The sequence below is a fragment of the Nocardia sp. NPDC051052 genome (assembly GCF_044456045.1).
Classification (GTDB): Bacteria; Actinomycetota; Actinomycetes; order Mycobacteriales; family Mycobacteriaceae; genus Nocardia.
In genome coordinates, this window is the sequence record NZ_JBITFL010000003.1 from 751,732 (window position 1) to 773,251 (window position 21,520).

General features: G+C 66.8%; 15 protein-coding genes. 2 read left to right on the forward strand and 13 right to left on the reverse strand.

Going from position 1 to position 21,520, the window contains the following annotated elements; genetic code table 11:
* Positions 1-128: 128 nt before the first annotated feature.
* The 12 genes from ACIBCN_RS13770 to ACIBCN_RS13825 all read right to left on the reverse strand — a co-directional run bounded on the left by ACIBCN_RS13770 (position 129) and on the right by ACIBCN_RS13825 (position 15,073).
* Positions 129-1,163, reverse strand: coding sequence for an alpha/beta hydrolase (locus tag ACIBCN_RS13770; RefSeq protein WP_396991824.1), 1,035 nt, complete (start codon positions 1,161-1,163; stop codon positions 129-131).
* Positions 1,164-1,549: 386 nt separating this feature from the next.
* On the reverse strand, positions 1,550-2,569 hold the full coding sequence (locus ACIBCN_RS13775) for an alpha/beta hydrolase (RefSeq protein ID WP_396991825.1): 1,020 nt from the start codon (positions 2,567-2,569) through the stop codon (positions 1,550-1,552).
* Positions 2,570-2,869: 300 nt separating this feature from the next.
* Positions 2,870-3,931 (reverse strand): alpha/beta hydrolase, encoded by a 1,062-nt coding sequence (locus ACIBCN_RS13780; protein WP_396991826.1) that lies wholly within the window; start codon positions 3,929-3,931, stop codon positions 2,870-2,872.
* A 299-nt stretch (positions 3,932-4,230) separates the two neighbouring features.
* Positions 4,231-5,313: an alpha/beta hydrolase gene (locus tag ACIBCN_RS13785; protein WP_396991827.1), complete on the reverse strand. Its 1,083-nt coding sequence runs from the start codon at positions 5,311-5,313 to the stop codon at positions 4,231-4,233.
* Positions 5,314-5,554: 241 nt separating this feature from the next.
* On the reverse strand, positions 5,555-7,519 hold the full coding sequence (gene zomB / locus ACIBCN_RS13790; protein ID WP_396991828.1) for a flagellar motor control protein ZomB: 1,965 nt from the start codon (positions 7,517-7,519) through the stop codon (positions 5,555-5,557).
* Between the two features lie 4 nt (positions 7,520-7,523).
* On the reverse strand, positions 7,524-8,450 hold the full coding sequence (locus tag ACIBCN_RS13795; protein WP_396991829.1) for a decaprenyl-phosphate phosphoribosyltransferase: 927 nt from the start codon (positions 8,448-8,450) through the stop codon (positions 7,524-7,526).
* 78 nt (positions 8,451-8,528) lie between these two features.
* Positions 8,529-9,065 (reverse strand): phosphatase PAP2 family protein, encoded by a 537-nt coding sequence (locus ACIBCN_RS13800; RefSeq protein WP_396991908.1) that lies wholly within the window; start codon positions 9,063-9,065, stop codon positions 8,529-8,531.
* An 83-nt stretch (positions 9,066-9,148) separates the two neighbouring features.
* A complete protein-coding gene (locus tag ACIBCN_RS13805; RefSeq protein ID WP_396991830.1) occupies positions 9,149-11,086 on the reverse strand; it encodes a glycosyltransferase in 1,938 nt (645 codons plus the stop codon).
* A complete protein-coding gene (gene glf, locus ACIBCN_RS13810; protein ID WP_396991831.1) occupies positions 11,083-12,312 on the reverse strand; it encodes a UDP-galactopyranose mutase in 1,230 nt (409 codons plus the stop codon). The genes ACIBCN_RS13805 and glf overlap by 4 nt, the downstream gene beginning before the upstream one ends.
* A gap of 322 nt (positions 12,313-12,634) precedes the next feature.
* Entirely contained in the window at positions 12,635-13,225 is a 591-nt protein-coding gene (locus ACIBCN_RS13815; RefSeq protein ID WP_396991832.1) for a hypothetical protein, read from the reverse strand.
* A 73-nt stretch (positions 13,226-13,298) separates the two neighbouring features.
* On the reverse strand, positions 13,299-14,054 hold the full coding sequence (locus tag ACIBCN_RS13820; protein ID WP_396991833.1) for a TipAS antibiotic-recognition domain-containing protein: 756 nt from the start codon (positions 14,052-14,054) through the stop codon (positions 13,299-13,301).
* Positions 14,055-14,137: 83 nt separating this feature from the next.
* Complete coding sequence (locus tag ACIBCN_RS13825; RefSeq protein WP_396991834.1) at positions 14,138-15,073, reverse strand: EamA family transporter; 936 nt, start codon at positions 15,071-15,073, stop codon at positions 14,138-14,140.
* Positions 15,074-15,180: 107 nt separating this feature from the next.
* On the opposite strand from ACIBCN_RS13825, the gene ACIBCN_RS13830 reads away from it, so the two are divergent.
* Positions 15,181-15,681, forward strand: a complete 501-nt coding sequence (locus ACIBCN_RS13830) for a MarR family winged helix-turn-helix transcriptional regulator (RefSeq protein WP_396991835.1) — start codon at positions 15,181-15,183, stop codon at positions 15,679-15,681.
* 98 nt (positions 15,682-15,779) lie between these two features.
* Here the strand turns inward: ACIBCN_RS13830 and ACIBCN_RS13835 are convergent, their stop codons facing one another.
* Positions 15,780-18,323, reverse strand: a complete 2,544-nt coding sequence (locus ACIBCN_RS13835) for a SpoIID/LytB domain-containing protein (protein WP_396991836.1) — start codon at positions 18,321-18,323, stop codon at positions 15,780-15,782.
* Between the two features lie 338 nt (positions 18,324-18,661).
* Here ACIBCN_RS13835 and ACIBCN_RS13840 point away from each other — a divergent pair, with 338 nt between their 5' ends.
* Entirely contained in the window at positions 18,662-21,265 is a 2,604-nt protein-coding gene (locus ACIBCN_RS13840) for an N-acetylmuramoyl-L-alanine amidase (RefSeq protein WP_396991837.1), read from the forward strand.
* Positions 21,266-21,520: the final 255 nt, after the last annotated feature.

The following is a 21,520-nucleotide window of genomic DNA, read 5'->3' on the forward strand; positions in this document are numbered from 1 at the left end:
CGGTCTTACCGGGACAAATGATTTGTGAGTACATAGATACCTCACCCGGCATCGGTTGAAACCAGCTGTCCCGAAACGTAACTCAGGCCGTACCCGAGTGGGTACGGCCTGAGCGGTCGATCAGCGGGTTACCGGGAGCCGGTGGCGTCCAGGATGCCGTTGCGGGACTTGAAGAGCTCGCCCTCCCAGTACTTCCAGGAGTGCGTGCCCTGGGCCGGGAAATCGAACGAGGCCGGGATGTTGAGCGAGGCCAGGCGAGCCTGGAACGCTCGGGTGTTGACGAGCGAGAGTGCCTCGAGCGCCATCGCGTTGCCGGTGTTGAACACACCGACCGCCGAGTTCGGCGAGTCGTACTGGCCCGGCAGGCCGCTGGCCGCCGAGATGTACATCGGCAGGCCCTTGAGCTGCGGCGCGAACACGAACGGGTCCATCCGCAGCCACGCGGGGCTCCACGGTGCCGCCATCGAGTCGACGTTGTAGCGGCCCGCGTCCAGCATCGCGACGCGGATCGCCTCACGCATGCCCGGCGCGGAGATGTTCAGGTAGCCCGAGTAGGACGCGGCGTACTTGAACTGGTCGCGGTGGTAGGCGGCCAGCGCCAGTGCGGCGCTGCCACCCATGGAGAGGCCGGCGACCGCGTTGTTGGTGCGGGAGACGCCGTAGCCCTCGAGGAAGGCCGGCAGTTCCTTCGTCAGGAAGGTTTCCCACTTGTAGGTGGTCTTCTGGCCGTTCGTGTTGCTCGTGGTGTACCAGTCCGTGTAGAAGCTGGACTGACCACCGACCGGCATGACCAGGGTGATGTTGTCGTTCGCGAACTGCTGCAAGGCGTTCGTCTCGAAGCCCCAGGCGTTGCGGTCGTCGCGCGCCCGCAGTCCATCGAGCAGGTAGAGCGCCGCGTTGCCGCCGCGGGCTGCCCACTGCACCTGAACCTTGATCGGGCCCATGCTGGACGGGACCATCAGATCTTCGAATCCACCTGCGGGAGTCCGCAATACCGGTGCGTGCACCGGTGCCGCGGTGGCGATCGGGGCCGCCACACCCGCAGCGATCGGTAGCGCCAATGCAGCGGCACCGACAGCCAGAATTCGATTACGCCAACCACGAGGTGCGCCTCGCCGTCCCGATTTCGTTCTCATCGGCGCGGCCGCCCTGCCGAAACGCATGAATCCTGCTCTCTTTCTGCTTTTCTGCCTGTTGTGGTGCCGTAGGCGACCCGCGAGGGGCGCACCGCACCAGTGCTGCCAACGAGACGCACACCGCCACGCACCGGACCCCGACATTCCGGCGCAGGCGACTGCGAAACAACGATCTGGTCACACTTGCGCTCGCTGGACGATATTCGACACCCGTGGCCTTAGCAAGGCCGAGGCAACCAGGTGGCCGAAATCCGCCCGTACGCAATCTGTGATGGTGCGGTGACCCTATCGCGTTCCCCCGGTGATTGTCGTGCCGGAACACCAAATTTTCATCTGATGGCCGGAAGTGTCAGCTACCCGCGGCGGCAGCGCCGCGTATCCACGGACAACCAAGGGAGCGCCGCGATTTCAAGTCAGCCTAAATGCGCGCTGAGGTCGGGCAGCATCTGGAACACCTGATCCTGCCAGTAGTTCCAGCTGTGCACGCCCACCGGGGTGTAGACGAACACCGAGTTGCTCGGTCCGAGACTGTTAATCCGTGCTTCAAAGGCACGGGTGTTGGCGAGCGCGATCGTTTCCAGCGCCATCGCGTTGCCGAGGTGGTAGCCGTCGATCGGGCTGTTGATCACATCACGCGGTCCGTTCAGGCCATTGCCGCTGGCGATCCACAGCCGAGTTCCGTTGTCACGCAACAGCGGCGCGAACATGAACGGATCGTGGCGCAACCAGCGGGGATCCCAGGGCGGGCCCCACATGGCGTCGATGTTGAAGCCGCCCGCGTCGAGCATGGCCAGCCGCAGCCCCTCCTTCATCGCGGGGGCCGAGATGTTCAGGTAACCCGAATACGAACCGGCATAACGGAACTGGTCGGGATGGTAGGCGGCCAGCGCGAGCGCGGCGCTGCCACCCATGGACAGGCCGAACACGCCGTTGCTGCGCGGAGTGAAGCCGAGGCGGTCGCGCAACGCCCAGCGCAGATTCTCGGTGAGAAAGCTCTCCCAGGCATAGGGCTGCTGTTGGCCGTTGGTGTTACTCGGCGCAATCCAATCCGAATAGAAGCTGGACTGTCCGCCGACCGGCATCACCACATTGATGTTCCACTGCGGCAGCACGTGGGAGATGTCGGTGTCGATCTCCCAGCCGCTCAGGTCGTTGCGGGCGCGCAGGCCGTCCAGCGCGTACACCACCCGCCGGGTGTTGCCGTCGGCGGCACGGAAGATCCTGGACTTGATCGGACCCATGCTGGAGTCGACCCAGAAGTCGAAGCCGCGCGGGTCGTAGCCGGCCTGCGCGGTCGCGCCGAATCCGCCGAGCGCGGCGCCGAACGGCAGCGCGATGGCCACCACCAGACCCGCGACCGAACGCCGAAACCAGCGGTGGTGCGCCGATTCGCGTGCACTGGCAACCGTCCCGCGTACTCCGCCTGATCGCATCGATTCGACCTTTCGCCCGTGCGCTCGCCGTTGACCGCATGCAGATCGACACTCAGCATCGACGGCTTCCAGCGCGAATTCGCGCGGCGACCTTCGGAAAACGCGCTGTGATGCCGGATCGTGACGAAAACCAAAGATTTGCCGATCGTGCGCATTTCCGCGACAACCGACCACGAGAAGATCGCAATTCGTTCACCAGCGATCTACCAGCCAATCATGCTCGCGATTCCGTCGACCGGGCGAAAACAACAGACCGCCCGGCGCTCGATAGCGCCGGGCGGTCTGTTGACGACGAATTCGTCAGCCGATATTGGCGGACATGTCCGGGATCATCCGGTAGGCCTCGTCGGTCCAGTTGTTCCACGCGTGAATACCGTAGGCCGGGTAGGAGTAGACGGTGTTGCCGCCGCCCAGTGTCGCCATCCGCACGTTGAACGCGCGGGTGTTCGCCAGCGCCAGCGCCTCGAGACCCATCCCGTTGAGGGTGTTGAAGCTCGGCCCATCGTTCGCCGTCGGCAGACCACTGGCCGCGGCGATCCACAGGCGGGTGCCGTTGCGGACCAGGTTCGGCGCGAAGACGAACGGATCCATCCGCAGCCACTGCGGACCCCACGGCGGTGCCATCGAGTCGACGTTGTAGCCGCCCGCGTCCAGCATGGCGATGCGGATCGCCTCCCGCATGCCGGGCGCGGAGATGTTCAGGTAGCCGGAGTACGAACCGGCGAAGCTGAACTGGTCCGGGTGGTATGCGGCCAGGGTGAGCGCCGCGCTGCCACCCATGGACAGGCCGAACACGCCGTTGCGGGTGGTGTTGAAGCCGAGCCGGTCGTGCAGCGCGTTGCGCAGGTCCCTGGTCAGGAAGGTCTCCCACTGGTACCGGTAGCTCTTGCCGGGACCGGCGGCCAGGATGTTCAGCGCGCCGGAGCCGGAGGACGAGCCGGAGCCCGCCGGGATGCCCGCCAGCTCGCTCGGCGCGTTCCAGTCGGCGTAGAAGCTGGACATGCCGCCGACGGGCATGACCACGTTGATGTTCGCGTCGGCCAGGACCGCGGGAACGTTGGTCTCGATCTCCCAGCCGTTCAGCGTCTCGGGCGCACGCATGCCGTCGAGCACGTAGGCGACCCGGTTGGTGTTGCCGTCCCTGGCGCGCAGCACGCGGGTCTTGATCGGGCCCATGCCGGAATCGACCCAGAAGTCGAACGCGCCGGGGTCCATGCCCGCCGATGCGATGGCACCACTGCCTGCTGCCGCGACACCGAAGGGCAGCAACAGAGCGACGGCGACACCGAGTGCGGATCGCTTCACCCACGAACCAGTCGCTCCGGACGTACCGGATCTACCTTTCCAGCGGGTAATTCGCATCTAACTCGACCTTTCGTTCGGGCGGCCGGGGGGCAAACAGCTGGCGATCTCGACCGGCCCCCGCTGCGGACACCGAGTGCCGCCGTCCACCGAAACCGGACGAATCGACCTCTGTGCATGTTCTTCGTGTATCAATCGGCATCGGAAGCTTATATGTTGCTGGAAAGTGACTCATGCCACAACTCGCCTGCCGCCACCCTTCTCATTCGTTACCAAACACCGGTTGGACGCCTGGCAAACGAAAAGACCGCCCGGTGCACTCGGCACCGGGCGGTCTTTCGAACAGAATTACTCGTGAATCACCCGATATTGGCGGACATGTCCGGGATCATCCGGTAGACCTCATCGGACCAGTAGGTCCAGTTGTGCACACCGACGGCCGGGAAGTCGTAGGTGGCGTTGCCTGCGCCCAGCGTGGCCATCCGGACCTGGAACGCGCGGGTGTTGGCCAGCGCCAGCGCCTCGAGTCCCATCGCGTTGACGGTGTTGAAGCTCAGCCCGTCGGCACCGCTGGGCAGACCGCTGCCCGCCGAGACCCACAGCCTGGTGTTGTTGGCCTTTAGCCGCGGCGCGAAGACGAACGGATCCATCCGGAGCCACTGCGGACCCCACGGCGGCGCCATCGCGTCGATGTTGAAGCCGCCCGCGTCGAGCATGGCCACCCGCAGCGCCTCGCGCATACCCGGCGCCGAGATGTTCAGATAACCGGAATACGAACCGGCGTAACGGAACTGGTCCGGGTGGTAGGCGGCCAGGGTGAGCGCCGCGCTGCCGCCCATGGACAGGCCGAACACTGCGTTGCCGTTCGGATTGAAGCCAAGCCGATCGCGCAGCGCGTTGCGCAGGTTCTGCGTGAGGAAGGTTTCCCACTTGTAGGTATTCGTCTTACCCATGCCCGCGGAGCCCGAGAGCAGTCCGGAGCCGGAATTGGCCGAGCCCGTAGACGACGAACCCGCGCTGCCGAGACCGAAGAAGTTACTCGGCCCGGTCCAGTCGGCGTAGAAGCTCGACGGACCGCCGACCGGCATGACGACGTTCATGTTCCATTTGGTCAGCTCGCGCACGACCTCGGTGTCGACTTCCCAGCCGTTCAGATCCGGCCGGGCCCGCATACCGTCCAGCGCGTAGACCACGCGACCGGTGTTGCCGTCGGCGGCGCGGAAGACCCGGTTCTTGATCGGGCCCATCTCCGAATCGACCCAGAAATCGAAGCCATCCGGGTTGAACGCCGCGGACGCCGGTCCGGCCGGGCCTGCCACCGACACCCCGAGCGGCAGCAGAATCGCCATGGACACCAGCGCCGAACGCTTCAGCCACGATCCGGCTCTTCGAGTATTCAGACGCCCGAACACGCCTCGCATCAGTTTCGACCTCTCGTTCATGCAACAGCATCGGCTGTTGTCTCACGATGACCCGCCGATGCCCACAACTAGTTGACGTCATGACGGGCGTACTTTCGCAGCCTAGCGCGTCATCGTGACAGTGGCGTTATCGAACCGAGACAGCGGGGTGTATACGAATTTTGTGAAACTTGCCCAAAGCGAACACCGGGCACCCTGTGCAGGGAACCCGGTGTGCGTATTGATCATTGGCATTCGGCTCAGCCGATCCGCGTGACTCGACTCAGCGCGGCGCGGGTGCGGGCTTCGGGAACGGGTCCACCAAACCGCACCGTTCGATCTCGTACTTGGGCACCCTGTCGATCCGGTACTTGGCGAAGGTCAGTGCGTGCTTCAAGTTGTGCCGGAACCGCTCGAAGGTGAGCGGGTCGCGGTAGGAGATCTGCAGCGCCTCGGTGGTGGGGCAGGACATCGCGGTGCGCGCCTGGGTCACCCACTTCTCGTCCAGGTACCAGGGCATCCACGGCTTCCTGTCCACCATGCCGGTGTCCACGATGACCCAGTCCGGGTACAGCGCCTTGTCGTGTCCGATCCGGCCGTCGGTGAGCCGCTCGGTGTGCGCGGCGAGCGGATAGGCCAGGCCCATCTGATCGATGACGCGCACGTTCAGCGGGACGTTCATGCTGGTCATACCGAGGTTGAGGAAGTAGACGGTGTGCCCGGCGCCGCCCGCCGGAATCGGCTGCGGCGGTGGCGCGATGTACCAGAACATGAACGACGGCGAGTTCAGCAGCAGGCCGCCGTTCGGAGTCTCGGTGATGTTGTCGACCATCGGCCGGATGCGCGGGTAGTCCAGGTAGTCCTCGGCCAGGATCGGATGGTCGTGGCCGGTATTGAGGACGTAGTAGACCCGCTCGTCGACGATGCCGGTCGAGGTGATCTTGGTGCCGGACTTGATCGCGGTGGTGTTGGCGGCGAACAACGCCCAGCCCGCGGTGCCGAGCAACGCGAAGAGCACCACCGCGAAGGACCAGTCGGCGGCGGTCGCGGAACGCAGCCCGCCCGCCGGCAGCCGGATCGGCACCACGGCGACGGGCAGCAGCAGCAGGAACAGCTGCGCCAGCAGCATGCGGCCGTGCATGAAGTCACCGCCGACACGCAGCGCGTAGATGGTGAGGACGAATCCGCTGAGCAGCACCAGCGTGACCACCGCGGCGGGCGAGCGCAGCCATTCCCGAATCCGGCGCGCGTGCCACCGGGACTGCTCCTCGGCGGCGGCATGCCGTCCGGCCGGATCCACCGGCTCGGCGGTCTTATTCCGCCCCGCGACGACTCCCGCGACGAGCAGCACGAGCAACGGCACCCACAGGTAGTACGGGCCGACCAGATCCCACAGGTAGATGAAGCCCTGGTGCCACTTGGCGCCGCCCGCGTCCTTGGCGACCGCGGTGTTCGGGTAGGGCAGGCCGTAGTAGCCCATCCGCCAGATCTGGTAGCCCATCGGCACCAGGCCCGCGACCAGAATGATCAAGCCGCGCAACACGATCGGACGCAGCCGGGACTCCGGCATCGGCGCGATGACGATCATCAGCAGCGCGAGCCCGCCGACCAGCGTCATCTCCGGGCGGATCAGCGGGGCCAGGCCCGCGAGAAAAACCAGACCGAGCAGACCGGGCAATCGGACGCGCTCGGCCTGACTCCAGCGGATCAGCTGCCACCACAGCAGGCCGAGCCAGCAGATCACCAGGCAGCTCTCCAGCCCCGAGGTGACGTAGTCGCGGGCGGGCGGGATGGCGATGTAGACCAGCATCCCGGCGGGCAGCAGCAGCACCGACTTCGGGCCGCCCCACAGCCTGCTCGCGCCGAGCATGGCGAACACGACCGCGGCCAGCGACAGGGTGAACGCGATGCCGAGCACCACGTACTCGAGTCGCGCCTGGGTCAGCCAGCTGAAGAACCAGACGATGTAGGTCCACGCGGTGCTGGTGTTGGTCTCGACGCGCTCGCCCTCGTTGAAGACGGGTCCGTTGCCTGCCAGCAGGTTGCGCACCGTGCGCAGCACGATCAGGCCGTCGTCGGCGATCCAGCGGCGCTGCCAGCCGCCGACGGCGAAAAGGACCACGGTGAGTGCGATCCCACCGACGAACGTGGCACGGGATAGCAGGGCGTACCGCGACGCCGAGCGGGCCGGCTGCACAGCCGGCCCCTCGTTCGCGTATTCCTCTTGCTCCACTCCCGCTACCAACATCTCGTCAGGTGAGATAGACAGCGACACCTACCGCTCCGATCAAGGCGATTGCGAGTAACTGGAGGACACGATCCCCCAGAGCGATCTCTTCAGGTTCACCGGCCTCGCCGCCATCGACGTCGACCGCGTAGCGCAGGATTGCGATGGTAAACGGAATCATCGAGATTGCGTACCAATTGGTGTCTTTTAGGTTGTCCTGTTGGAACGCCCACAGACCGTAGAACACCACGACGGCTGTGGCCGACAGGGTCCAGACAAAGCGCAGATAGGTCGGCGTGTAGTACTCCAGCGACTTGCGGATCTTAGCGCCCGTGCTCACCGCGATCTGCAGTTCGGCGTAGCGCTTGCCTGCCGCCATGAACAGCGAACCGAACGCCATGATCAGCAGGAACCACTGCGACGGAGCGATATTCGCGGCCGCGCTACCGGCGACCGCGCGCAGCAGGAAGCCCGAGGACACGATGCAGATGTCCAGCACCGCCTGGTGCTTGAGGCCGAAGCAGTAGGCCAGCTGGATGCCGATGTAGATCGCCATCACCACGGCCAGGTTCCACGACGCGAGGAACGAGCCCGCGATCGAGGCGACGAGCAGCACGACCGACAACGTGTAGGCCAGGTTCACCGGGACGATGCCGGCGGCGATCGGCCGGAATCGCTTGGTCGGGTGCGCCCGGTCCGCCTCGACGTCGAGGGCGTCGTTGACCAGGTAGATGCCGGAGGCCGCCAGACAGAACACCACGAAGGCGATGCCGACATGCGCGAGCACGTCGATCTCGTTGACCGTGCCCGCGGCCAGCGGGGCCGCGAGCACCAGGACATTCTTGACCCACTGCCGCGGCCGGACAGCCTTGAACAACCCGCCCGCCAACGTCTTCGGCGGCCCCTTGACGACCGCTTCAGCTAGGTCGGCACCAGTCGGCTCTTCGCTCATGACTCGACCTCGCTGGCGCTCGGCTCCGTCATGTGCGAGGCACGCTGTGTCATGATTCGCTCGCTTCGCTCCCTCATGTCAACTACCAAGGCTCTTTCTGTGGCGGTCATCGAGTCTCTTTTCGGCGGCAAGCACAACGGCGGCGGACGCGGCACCGAGCGCCGAACCAGCGAGCACATCGGAGGGATAGTGCACCCCGAGGACGACCCGGGAAAGCAGCATCGGTGGGACGAGCACCGCAGGCAAGGGTAGCCCGGTCAATCTGCCGAGCAACACCGCCGCCGCGGTCGTCGAGGTGGCGTGCGAGGACGGGAAGCTCAGCTTGCTCGGCGTCGACACGTTGACCTGCACCGACGGATCGTTGGGGCGGGGCCGCCGGACGACCCGCTTGATCACGATCGAGGCGGCGTGCGCGCCGACCGCGCCGACCGCGACCCCGGCCCACTGCCTGCGCCGCGGCTTGTCGACGAGCCAGCCCGCCGCGGCGATGCCGACCCAGCCGAGCGCGTGCTCACCGAAATGCGACATGCCGCGGGCCGCCTTGATCACCTCGGGGGTGGCGATCCTGGCCTGCACCGCGTTGATGATCTTCACCTCGGGCGACGCCGGTTCGATCGACGGCACCGCGGACACCGGTCCGCCGTGGCCGTTCGTGCTCTGCAGCGGCTTGTTCACCGCGGTGTTGTCCGCGACACTCACTACTTGTCACCCTTCGTCTCGGCACCGATGCCGAAGGCATTTTCCCAGGCCGCGCTGCTGGTCAGCTGCGGGTGGGCGGCGCGGTAGCGCTGCTGCATCTCGGGGAAGCGGGCGGCCAGTTCCTTGCGCAGGCGCAGGGCCTCCTTGAAGAGGCCGAGGGCCTGGCGCGGGTCACGCTTGCGGTAGACGACGCCACGTCCGTCGGCGGTGGTGACGGTAACCCCGTCGACCTGTGACAGCAAGAACCACCGCGCGTCCAGCGTCGGGACGTTCAGCTGCGGGATCTCGTGGTGCTGAGTGTGCGCCGGGCGGAAGTTGTGCAGCACGCCCTTGGCCAGCCGGACCACCTTGGCGATCGGGTTCGCGGGCTCGGCGACAGCGCCGACCTCGAGGTGGCTGGCCAGCGGCAGCTCGGTGGACGACGGCAGGATGACCGCGTCCGGGTACTGCTTGCGCAGCGCGTGCACCGCGCCGAGCGCACTCGGCAACAGTTGGAACAGCCGCTCCGGACCCGCGAGGAAGTCCTGGATCGCCAAGTTCTGAATGGCGACCGTCGAATACTCCAGGCACAGCAGGTGTTTCAGCGTCGCCTTGACCGTGTTGACGACCATGCCGCGTCCGTTGCCCGGCATGTGCAGCGAGGCGACGACCAGTCGGTTGCGCAGGTGGAAGTACGCCTGCCAGTCGATGGCGTCGTCCTTGTCGCTCCACGCCATGTGCCACACCGCGGCACCGGGCAGGGTGACCGTGGGGTAGCCGTAATCCCTGGCGCGCAGCCCGTATTCGACGTCGTCCCACTTCAGGAACAGCGGCAGCGGCTGGCCGATCTCCTCGGCGACCCGGCGCGGGATCACGCAGGTCCACCAGCCGTTGAAGTCGACGTCGATGCGCCGGTGCAGCAGCTTGGAGTTGTCGCGGTCCTTGAGCGGATACTTCGAGAAGTCGTGGTCGTACTCGACATTCGGCGCGGAGGTCCACATGAAGATGCCGCGGTCGACGACCTCACCCATGCTGTGCAGGTGCGAGCGTTCCTGCAGGTTGAGCATCTGCCCGCCGACCAGCACCGGCGACTTGGCGAACCGGGCGAAGGCCAGCGCGCGCAGGATCGAGTCGGGCTCGATCTCGATGTCGTCGTCCATGTAGACGATGTACTCGGCGTCGGTGGTCTTCAGCGCCTCGTACATCACCCGGCTGTAGCCGCCGGAGCCGCCGAGGTTGGGCTGATTGTGGATGGCGAGCCGGTCGCCGAGCGGCGCGGCGGCCTCGGCGAAGCCGGGCTCGTCGACCACCTTGCGATTGCCCTGATCGGCGACGATCACCGCGGCGACCTTCTCCAGCACCAGCGGGTCCGAGCCAAGGGCGGCAAGGGTTTTCACCAGATCGGTGGGCCGGTTGAAGGTCGGCATGCCGACCGCGATGCTGCCCTGATCGGGCGCCTCGACCGGTGCGTACCAGCCGCCGGACAGCAGCGTGACCGCCGTGTCGGTGGTGATGTCGAACCAGATCCAGCCGCCGTCCTCGAACGGGCCGAGGTCGGCCTCGAATTCGACGTGCACCGATTCGGTACCGGGTGCTACGGCGAATTCCTTGCCCTGCACGTGAATTCGCGAACCGTCTGCCTTCGAGCGGTAAACATCCACTCGTCCGTGACCGGCCAGTTCCAGGCGGAGCACCACCGACTCGAGGATGCTCCAGCGCCGCCAGTAGCTGGCGGGCAGCGCGTTGAAATAGGTGCAGAACGACACCTCGGACTCCGCGCCGATGGACAGCGAGGTGCGGGTGGCGGCGTGCGCGCGCTTGGCGTTGGTCTTGGATTCCTCGACGTAGAGGGTGCGCACGTCGAGCGGCTCACCCGGCCGGGGCAGGATGATCCGCTGCAGCAGCGATTTCGCACGGGTCTCGGTGGTCATGTCTTCCACCACGGATTGGGCGGTCATTCTGCACTTTCGTCAGCGAGCGGCGCACCGGTCTCCAAGTGCGGACGCAGCACATTGTCGAACATGCTGAGCGCACTGCCGATGGCCATGTGCATATCCAGGTACTGGTAGGTGCCGAGTCGGCCGCCGAAAAGGACCTTGTCCGTTGCGGTTTCCTTCTTGGCGAGCGCGCGGTAGGCCGACACCTTGGCGCGATCCTCCGGCGTGTTGATCGGGTAGTACGGCTCGTCGCCGGTCTGCGCGGAGCGGGAGAACTCGCGCATGATGACCGTCTTGTCCTTCGGGTAGTCGCGCTCCGGGTGGAAATGGCGCGGCTCGATGATGCGGGTGAAGGGCACGTCCGCATCGTTGTAGTTCATCACCGAGGTGCCCTGGAAGTCACCGGTGTCGAGCACCTCGGTTTCGAAATCGATGGTGCGCCAGCCGAGTTCGCCCTCTTGGTAGTCGAAGTAGCGGTCCAGCGGGCCGGTGTAGACGACCGGAGCGTCCGGGTTCGCGGCGCGCAGTTCGTCGCGCACGTCGAACCAGTCGGTGTTCACCCTGACCTCGATGAGCTCCGAGGCGGCCATATTTTCCAGCCACTTCGTGTAGCCCTCTTTGGGCAGGCCCTCGTAGGTGTCGTTGAAGTAGCGGTTGTCGAAGGTGTAGCGCACCGGCAGGCGGGTGATGTTGCCCGCGGGCAGTTCCTTCGGGTCGGTCTGCCACTGCTTGGCGGTGTAGTCGCGCATGAACGCCTCGTAGAGCGGGCGCCCGATCAGCGAGATCGCCTTCTCCTCGAAGTTCTGCGCGTCCTTGGCCTCGAACTCCGCGGACTGCTCGGCGATCAGCTTGCGCGCCTCTTCCGGCGTGAAGTAGCGGCCGAAGAACTGGGAGATCAGGCCAAGGCCCATCGGGAACTGGTAGGCCTGCCCCTTGTGCAGCGCGAAGACCCGGTGCTGGTAGCCGGTGAACTCGGTGAACTTGGTGACGTAATCCCAGACCCGCTTGTTCGAGGTGTGGAACAGGTGCGCGCCGTACTTGTGGATCTCGATCCCGGTATCCGGGTCCGGCTCCGAGTAGGCGTTGCCGCCGAGGTGATAGCGACGATCGATCACCAGCACGCGTTTACCGAGCTCGGTAGCGGCGCGTTCGGCGACGGTCAGCCCGAAGAATCCGGAGCCGACGACGATCAGATCGAACTGTGAGGTGGAGTTGGCGGAGTTACCCGGGGACGATGCGACGGTCACGGGAGCCCAGAGTATCGGAAGTCCGCGCGGGGTCTGGGTGGAGTCGTGCGGGGCACATCACGAGACCGGGTCCACGCACGTTTTCGTGCCAGAGCCATCCCGATTTCGCCGGAAGTTTGCCGATAGTGGACTTGACGGCCATGAGGGCTTTATAGCCTCAGCGGTTCGGCGCGAGACGCGACGCGATCGAGCATGTCGGGTCGGCCGGGGCCCCGAGGGAGAACCTGGCCATGCACTCGCCCCCGCGCCCGTAAGGCGAAGGACGCGATCTCCGGCGAGCGGCCGAGTACATCGGCGCGGATCTTTGTCGCCCACAAAGGGGTTATGTGTCGATGGCGGCGAAAGTCGTTTCGCTATCGGCGGTTTCGAGATACGGGCGGGGTGGCTGGTAGGCGACCCAGCGAGTGGTGAGGCCGGAGGAGGCCAGCAGGAAGACGGCCAAGGGCAGGACCGCGGCGGTCAGCGAGGCGATCCACTCGCGATGCAGCAGGGCGGTCAAGGTACCGACCAGGCCGTCGAAATTGCCGTTGAGGATTTCGAGTGACCGCCGCTGCTCGGGGAGCCAGTCGATGCCGTAGTCGGGCTGGTAACCGAAGAGCGCGCAGACGAGGGCGACGAGGGCGACGGCGGTCAGCAGGCCCGAGGTGAGGATGAGGATATAGCGGGCGGTCTCGTCGCGGCGGAGCAATTGGACGGCGCCGTAGATCAGGGCGATCGCGGCGAGTAACGCGCCGAGCGTCGAGAAGGCGGCGAAGGATTTGTCGATGTGCGGGCCGTCGCGCAGGGCGTTCAGTACGGTTCGTTCGCCCCACATGTTGCACAGCCCGACGAACAAGGCCAGCACTGCCGCGGTGGTCGCGACCACCCCGCTCGGCGCCGCAGGCGCCTGCCGACTCTCACTGGCGTATGTCATTGCTCGGATGCCCTCTCTCCGCCGACGGCCGGCACGCATTCAGTATGCGTACCGGCCGGGTGTTGGGCGCGATCTACAGCTGTGTTTCGGCGTAGACCTTCATGGCGTCGCGGACGAACTCCACGGTGCCCGCGCCGTGCACGTCGTAGTTGGCCCCGAACCGCGGGTCCGCGACGTACATCTCGCCGAGGCCGATGAAGGCCTCCTTCAGCACGGCCTTGCCCTGCCAGCCGTCACCGATCCAGGCACGGTGCCTGGCGACGATGGCCTGCACCTCGGCGCTGTCGGGGGTCAGCCCGGCGGCGTGTGCCCTGCCGTAGTCGGCGGCGATGTCCAGATGGGTCTGGAAGTGCGCCTTCTTCTGCGCCTCGCTCATCGAGCGCCACCACTTGTCGCCGCTTTCGTAGGCGTCCTTGCCCCAGCGTTCGATCACCTCATCCTTGTACTGAGTGTGGTCGAAGCCGTCGAAAACTTCTGCGGCCATGAGTTGTTCACCTCTTTCCGTCTTCTGCAGTGTGGTTTGCACCGAAGAGATCTGGCGCCGGATCCGATCCTGTTCCTGCCGAAGCAGTTCCAGGTGCGTGCGCAGTGCGGTACCGGTGTCCCGTTCTCCGGCAAGGACTTCGGCGATGACCGGGAGGCCGAGGCCGAGTTCTCGCAGCAGCAGGATGCGTTGCAACCGCAGCAGGGAGTCCTGGTCGTAGTAGCGATATCCGTTGGTGCCGATCCGGCTCGGCGGCAGTAGTCCGAGCTGGCCGTAGTGGCGCAGCGTGCGGCTGGTGGTACCGGCCGCCTTGGCCAGATCCTGGATTGACCATTCGGTGCTCACGACCTGTTCTCCCTTCTCATCTCGTCGGTGTAACCAGCATGCAACTTGACGTTACGTCAAGGTCAACCCCCTTTTTCGACAGCTCAGCGCGCGGCCGCCGGGACGGGCGCGGCCGCTTCCGCGACAGTGGCCGCCTTCGGTTTACCCGCCATTTGACCGAACACCGTGCCGGCCAGCGCGATGACCAGGCCGATCAGCTGTAGCGGGCTGAGCGCCTGACCGAACGCGATCCAGCCGATCACGGCCGCCGACACCGGGCTCAGCAGCCCGAGGAAGGCCACCGAGGTGGCGGGCACCTTGGAGATCCCGCGGAACCAGAGCCAGTAGGCCGCCGCGGTGCCGACGATGCCGATGTACAGGTAGCCACCGATCGCGTCGGCGTCCAGCGCGGGCGGCGCACCCTCGATCAGCAGGGCGAGCGGCAGGATGAACAGACCACCGGCGGTGAGCTGCCAGCCGGTCAGCGCGAGCGGGCCGACGCCCGCAGGCCGACCCCACCGCTGGGTGAGCACGGTGCCCGCCGCCATGGACGCGGCGCCGCCGAGTCCGGCGATGACGCCGACGGTGTCGAGTTGCGCATTGGCCCGCAGCACTACGAGCGCGACGCCGAAGACGCCGATCAGGCCGGCAAACACCTTGCGCCCGTTGGGTTTCTCGGCGAGCACGACGGTGGCCAGGCCGAGCGCGAACATCGGCGCGACCGCGCCGAGCACGCCGGCCACACCGCCGGGCAGCCGGTACGCGGCGAGGAACAGCAACGGGAAGAAGGCACCGATGTTCAGCATGCCGAGCGCGGCGGCCCGGCCGATCCAGCGGCCGCGCGGCAGCACCCTGGTGATGGCGAGCAGCGCCAGGCCGGCGGGCAGTGCGCGCATGAGCGCGGTGAACAGCGGGCGGTCCGGCGGCAGGAACTCGGTGGTGATGGCGTAGGTGGAGCCCCAGACGATCGGAGTGAGGGCGGTGAGCGCCAGGGTGCCCGCGTACGAGTTTCCGGTGCGCGGGGTGGTGCTTGTGGTCATGTCGTTCGCTCCTCATTGATAATCTCAACGTTGAAATATCTACCCGTCCGGGTACCTCAACGTCAAGTAGATCAATGTTAAGATTCTCAATGTAGAGAGGAGCGGCCATGGCGGACGCGGTGGACCTGTTCATCCAGCACTGGAATCGGGAGCGGCCGGAGGTCGACGTCTCGCCGATGGCCGTGATCGGCCGCATCCAACGGTTGTCGCGCCTCTTCGAGCAGGAGCTCAAGCACTTCTTCAACGAGTTCGGGATCGAATTCTGGGAGTTCGACGTGCTCGCCACGCTGCGCCGTTCCGGCGGCGACGCGGGCCTCACCGCGGGCGCGCTGATCAAGGTGGCGATGGTGACCTCCGGCGCGATCACCAACCGGATCGACCGGCTGGTGGCCAAGGGGTTGGTCGAGCGCATGCCGTGCCCGGAAGACCGCAGAGTAATCCGGGTCCGGCTCACCCCTGCCGGTCGTCAGATGATCGACGACCTGCTGCCGAAGCATATGGAGAACGAGCAGCGGATACTCGCGGCGTTGAACATGGAATCGCGTGCGCAGCTCGCGGGGTTGTTGCGGACGCTGGCGCAATCGCTGGGGGATGAAGTAGTGGGCTGAGCCGGGGTATGCGGTAAGCCCGGTCTAGCCGGACGCTTTCGACGCCAAGCGTGCTTATATCGTTGCAGCGCAACGAGAATTGTCCGCCTAGACCGCCCTCACCGCCGTGTCGCAGCGTTTCCCGACGGGATCGGAATCCCCGGCGTCGGACGCGGTGTCGGCGTAGCCGCGGTCGTCGGCGCGACCGTGCTCCCGGGCGACGCCGAATTGACGGGCGGCACGAAGCCGACCGGCGGCGCGGACTCGAACACAGGCGGCACACCCACCCCGGACGGCACCGCCTCGGGCACCGGCAACGTGCTGACACCGGTCTGCGCAGTCTCCGGCACCGAGGGCTCGTCGGCACCCGACGGCTCGGACTCGTCTCCCGACGGCACATCCACATCGGCAGGAATCAGCTCGCCACCACGCACTGCGCTGACATCAGCCGAGGCGGGCGGCACCCCCGCGACGGACGAAACCGGCGCGGCCACCGAGCTCCCACCAGACGGAACCGACTCGGAGACAAGCACTCCGATACCGGCCAACCGCGCGGACCCAATCACCGACGAAACGCTCGCACGAGACGGAATCCACTCGGACACAGGCGCTCCGCTGACCTCAGGCGACACACTCAAAGGAGATACGGCCTCAGGCATCACATTGGCATCCGATGACACTGGTCCAGACGCCATCGGAACACTCCCGACCGACGGCATCGGCGCCCCGATGCCACCAGATGACGCAGCGTCGGGCGCTGGCGGAACACTCGCAGCTGACGGCACCGGTGGTGCGATGGCACCGGGCGGCGCGGCCTCGACCATTGGCGGAACCTGCGCTGGCACAGCCACACCCGACCGCGCGGACGGCACAATCGCAGGCGGCGCGGACTCAGGCGTTGCGTTGGCATCCGATGGCGCCGGTTCAGACGCCGTCGGAACACTCCCGACCGACGGCATCGGCGACGCGATGGCACCTGATGCCGCAGCCTCGGACACCGGCGGAACACTCCCGACCGACGGGAGCGGCAGCGCGATGCCACCAGATGCCGCAGCCTCGGACACCGGCGCAACACTCCCGACCGACGGCACCGGCAGCGCGATGGCGCCGGGCGACCTCGCCTCAGGCGCTGGCGGAACCTGCTCTGGCACAACAGCACCCGACGGCGCGGACGACACGCTTGCAGGCGGGGACTCAGGCGTTGCGTTGGCATCCGAAGGCACCGGTTCAGGCGTCGGCGGAACGCTTCCAGTTGGTGGGACCGGCGGTATCACGACACCAGTTGATGCGGCCCCAGGCGCTGGCGGAACACTCGCAGTTGACGGCACCGGCGCCGCGATGCCGGACGGCGCAGGCCCGGGCACCGGCGGAACACTGCCGGCCGACGGCACCGGCGGTGCGATGGCACCGGGCGACCCGGCCCCCGGCGCTGGCGGAACCTGCTCTGGCACAACCGCACCCGAAGGGGCGGGCGGCACGCTCGCGTTCGATGGGCCGTTCTTCGGTGTCGGCGGATCGGGTACCAGCTGCAGCAAGGTCGTGAAGTCGACAACCTGTGTGCCGAGGGTGGCTGTCGAGATGATGACCCCGTTGGTGAACATCCGATACCTGCCCGCGTTCTGCGGCAACGCCATCTCCGGGCCAAGGGGCTGGCCGACTTTGCTTGCCGCGCCGCCGATCCGGCGGTATTCGACATCGATCGGTGATTCGCCGACCGCGACCTTCGTGCGCGTATCCACCGGTGCGGTCGGCACAGTGGGCGCGAGATCGCTCAGCGCGGGCCCCACCTCGAAGGTGTAGATGTCGGCAGGTTCGCCACCGCCGGGCGCGGAGGAGTACTCCGACCGCAGGATTCGCCCGTCGCGCAGCAGCACGGTCCCCGCGGTGGACGCGACGGCGGCGGCCGCGCGCGGATCCTCCTTCGCCGTACCGGGATACGCCTGGCAGTCGGTGGTGTCACAACTTTGCGCGAACGGAAAACGGTGCTCGGCAAGGACATACGAGCGGGCGGCGATCGCTTGCGCGCGCAAGGCTTCGACCCCACCCTTGTCCGCCCAGTTGGCCTGCACCTCGGCCGGGATCACACCCAGCAGGTAGTCCTCCACGTCGACGCGGTTGACGGTGCGTGCCGCGCCGTTCTCCGTCGCCACCCCGAGCGCACCGCGATACGCCGAACCACCGCAGAGGGTCAGGTTTTCGGCGGCGGGACGGTTCGGTCCCGGGTCGATCGGATAGACCCACGGGTCGTCGGTGGCCGCCTGCCACAGCACGTCGCCGTCGCAGCCGACCGTCACCACCACGTTCGCGCCGCCGGTGGGCAGCGGGGTGAGATGCGCGGCCTGCCCGGCCTCGACCAGTTGACCGGCGACGCGAAGACCGGCGCCCGCGAAGGTGTCCAGGGTGGCGTCGTCCTGGGCGGTGAGCCGGATCGCCACGGTGTTTGCCGGAACGGTGCCGAGGGTGGCGCCGGGGTAATAGTGCGCGAGGATGTTTTCCGCGGTCTGCCCCTCCTGCGCGTTCGCCAACGCCCCCAACTGACTCATCCCGCGCCCGTGGCCCGGTCCCGCCACCGTCCGATACGGCGTGTCCCCCGGCCACGCCCACAGCACCAGCACGGCACCGACCGTCAGCGTCGCACCACCGGTGACCAGCACCGAACGCACGGATAGCGCAGGTTGTCCCGGCCCGCGCCGGCGCTGCCCCCGGCGTGCCGCTCGTTTTGCTCTGCGCGCGAATTTCACCCGCATTTGTGCTCCCCCCGTGCTCTTTCGTTCCGGTGCTTTGTGACGTCGCATCCGTTCACTCCCACGGTATTCCGGGGCCGGGCGGATTGGATACCTGTCGGCATGTCGTTCCATCCGGCCGCATTCCGAGAGCTACATTCGAGCAATCACATAATCCTCAACCAGAGGTTTAGATATGTGACAGTTGTGACTATTGTGATCGTTGATACATCAGGAAGCAACCCTGGTTTTGGCACACGATCACTGGTTCGACCTGAATGGAGACGCTCGTGCCCTACCGCAAACCGAAACGTTCCTACGTCCTCCCGGTTGTCACCACCCTTGCGGTAGCGGCCCCGCTCGCGGCGCTCACGATGAGCGACTCGCCCGACTATCGCGCGACCACCGGCTCCGAGCTCGCCGCCGTACCGGCGCAGCTGGCCGAGGTCGTGCTGAACTCGGCGCCCGACATCGTGCTTCCGCTGCGCGAACTCACCGGATTGGATCTACCGGATCTGCACCTGTCGGATCTGCGCATGCTGCCGCTACCAGCGTCCATTCCCATTCCGGATGGACTACCGCTGCCGCCGGGTGTGCAGCTACCCAAAGAAATTCCGCTACCGAAGTTGAATGGTCCCCATCCGGCCACTCCCGGCCAGCAGAGCGCGCCAGGTCAGAGCACCACACCTGGATCGAACGCCACTCCCGGGCAAGGCCTCGCGCCAGGGCAAACACCATTTCCCGGGCAAGCCGCCGCGCCAAGTCAGCACAGTTTTCCCGGGCAGGCGACTGCGCCCAATCAAAACAGCATTCCGGGTCAGGCGACCATTCCGGGGCAGGCTATAACGCCAGGCCAGAACGTAATTCCTGGCCAGGCCGCCGCGCCGACGCAGAATTCCCTCCCCGGGCCGGTCACCGCGCCGACGCAGCACTCTCTCCCGGGGTCGGTCACCGCGCCGAGTCAAAACACCATTCCGGGCCAGGTCCCTAATGCCGGACAGACCGCACCGGCACCCGCTCCATCCGCTCAAAGCGGCACCCGTTTCATCGCCGATCCCGGCCGACTCGAACCGGGCACCACCCCCGACACGCCCGCGCTGGCTCCGGGCGCGGTCCCGCCCGAACTGGCCGACCAGGTCGGCGCGCAGGTCAAGGAGCTTTCCCGGGACACCCCCTTCAGCGTCGTCGCCCTCACGGCCGCCGATCTGACGAACACCAAGGCAACGCTGCGCGCCCGCCAACCCGACGGCAGCTGGGGACCCTGGTTCAACACCGAACCGGTGGACACCCGCCGCACCGACCGCGCCGCGGCAGGCGGCAAGACCGGCACCGAGCCGCTCTACGTCGGCACAACCAACGCCGTGCAGATGCTGGTCACCCGCAAGAACGCCGCCACGACGGCACCGGACACCGGCGCACCGGCCCAGCCCGCACCGCGCTCGGACGATCCCGCGCAGATGTCGGGCATCGACCTGACCGCCGTGCTCATCGATCCGGGTCGCGGCGCCATCGACGGGGCGCTGCACAAGGTCGCCGCGCCCGCGCCCGGCGGCGGGCCCAAGGTGATCTCCCGCGAGGGCTGGGGCGCCGACGAGAGCATCCGCTGCGAAGAACCCACCTACGACGACGGTCCCGGCAAGGACGGCCTCGGCGGCATCACCGTGCATCACACCGCGGGCCGCAACGACTACACCCCGGAAGAGTCCGCGGGCATCGTCCGCGCGATCTACACCTATCACGCGCAAACGCTGGGCTGGTGCGACATCGGCTACAACGCGCTGGTCGACAAGTACGGCCAGATCTTCGAGGGCCGCGCGGGCGGACTCGACCGCGCGGTGCAGGGCGCGCACGCGGGCGGTTTCAACGAGAACACCGCGGGTGTCGCGCTGATGGGCAACTACACCGTCGACCCGCCCACCGAGGAGTCGATCGAGGCGATCGGCAACTTCATCGGCTGGCGCGCCAAGATCGCCCATCTCAACCCGATCGGCAAAACCGTCATGTACTCCGAGGGCACGGAGTACACCTCGTACGCCATGGGCCAGGCGGTGAACCTGCCGATCGTGTTCGCCCACCGCGACGTCGGCAACACCACCTGCCCCGGCGACGCCGCCTATGAGCAAATGGATCGAATTCGCGAAATCGCCGCGAGTGTCGCGGGCGGCGCCGTCCTCGCGAACAACGGAAACGGCGACGGCACCGACAGCAACACGAACAACGGGACCGGCACCGACGGCGCCGCGAACAGCCCAACCCCGCAGGCCGCACCGCGCAACAAGCCCGACCTCTCCACGCTTGCCGCACTCACCAAGAAACTGCTCGGCATGGTGAACGAGAACCCCATCGCCAAGCACTGGGCGGACAACGGCGGTCCCCATGGACCGCTCGGCGCCGTCCAGACCGAGCCGATGCCCGCCGCGCAGGGCCAGCAGTACGCGAAGTTCGCCAATGGCTACGTCTACACCGCGCCGGACGGCAAGGTCATCGAGGTGCTCGGCAAGATCCTCGACCGCTTCCTGCAGCTCGGCGGCGACGCAGGCGTGCTCGGCCTCCCGACCAGCGACGCCTACAACGTCCCGAACGGCCAGCGCTCGGACTTCCAATACGGCTCACTGATTCTCAACCAGGTGACCGGCATCGTCACCACCGTGTGGAAGACCTACAACGACACCCACCAGCAGGACGCGACCCGGCCCGCGCCCGCACCGGCCGCCGCGCCGGCACCGGCTCCCGCCGAATCCTCCAGTCCCGCTGCGGTTCCGGCCCCCGCTCCAGTAGAACCACCGGCCCCCGCCGACCTCCCATCCCCGTCACCCGACGCTCTCCACTTCCCGGCCCCCGAAGATTTCCTCCCAACCCCCGCCCCCGAACCAGCAGGCTGACCCGATACCAACCCACTCGGGGCTCGCCGCCGTGATCCATCAACGGCTGCGGGCTCCGATCACGTTCACGGCACGGCACCTTCTCGCCTACCGCACACACTGGCTGGCAAGCTGTTGCACACCAATCGAATTCGCGCGCGACGGCAACCCGTACCGACACGGTGCCTCGGGTTTGCGCACGCCCCAACCCGAGGCGGCACGGTCGCTCGCAAAATCGCGCCGCGCACCTTCTGACGTGCTGCGCGTGAACCAGCT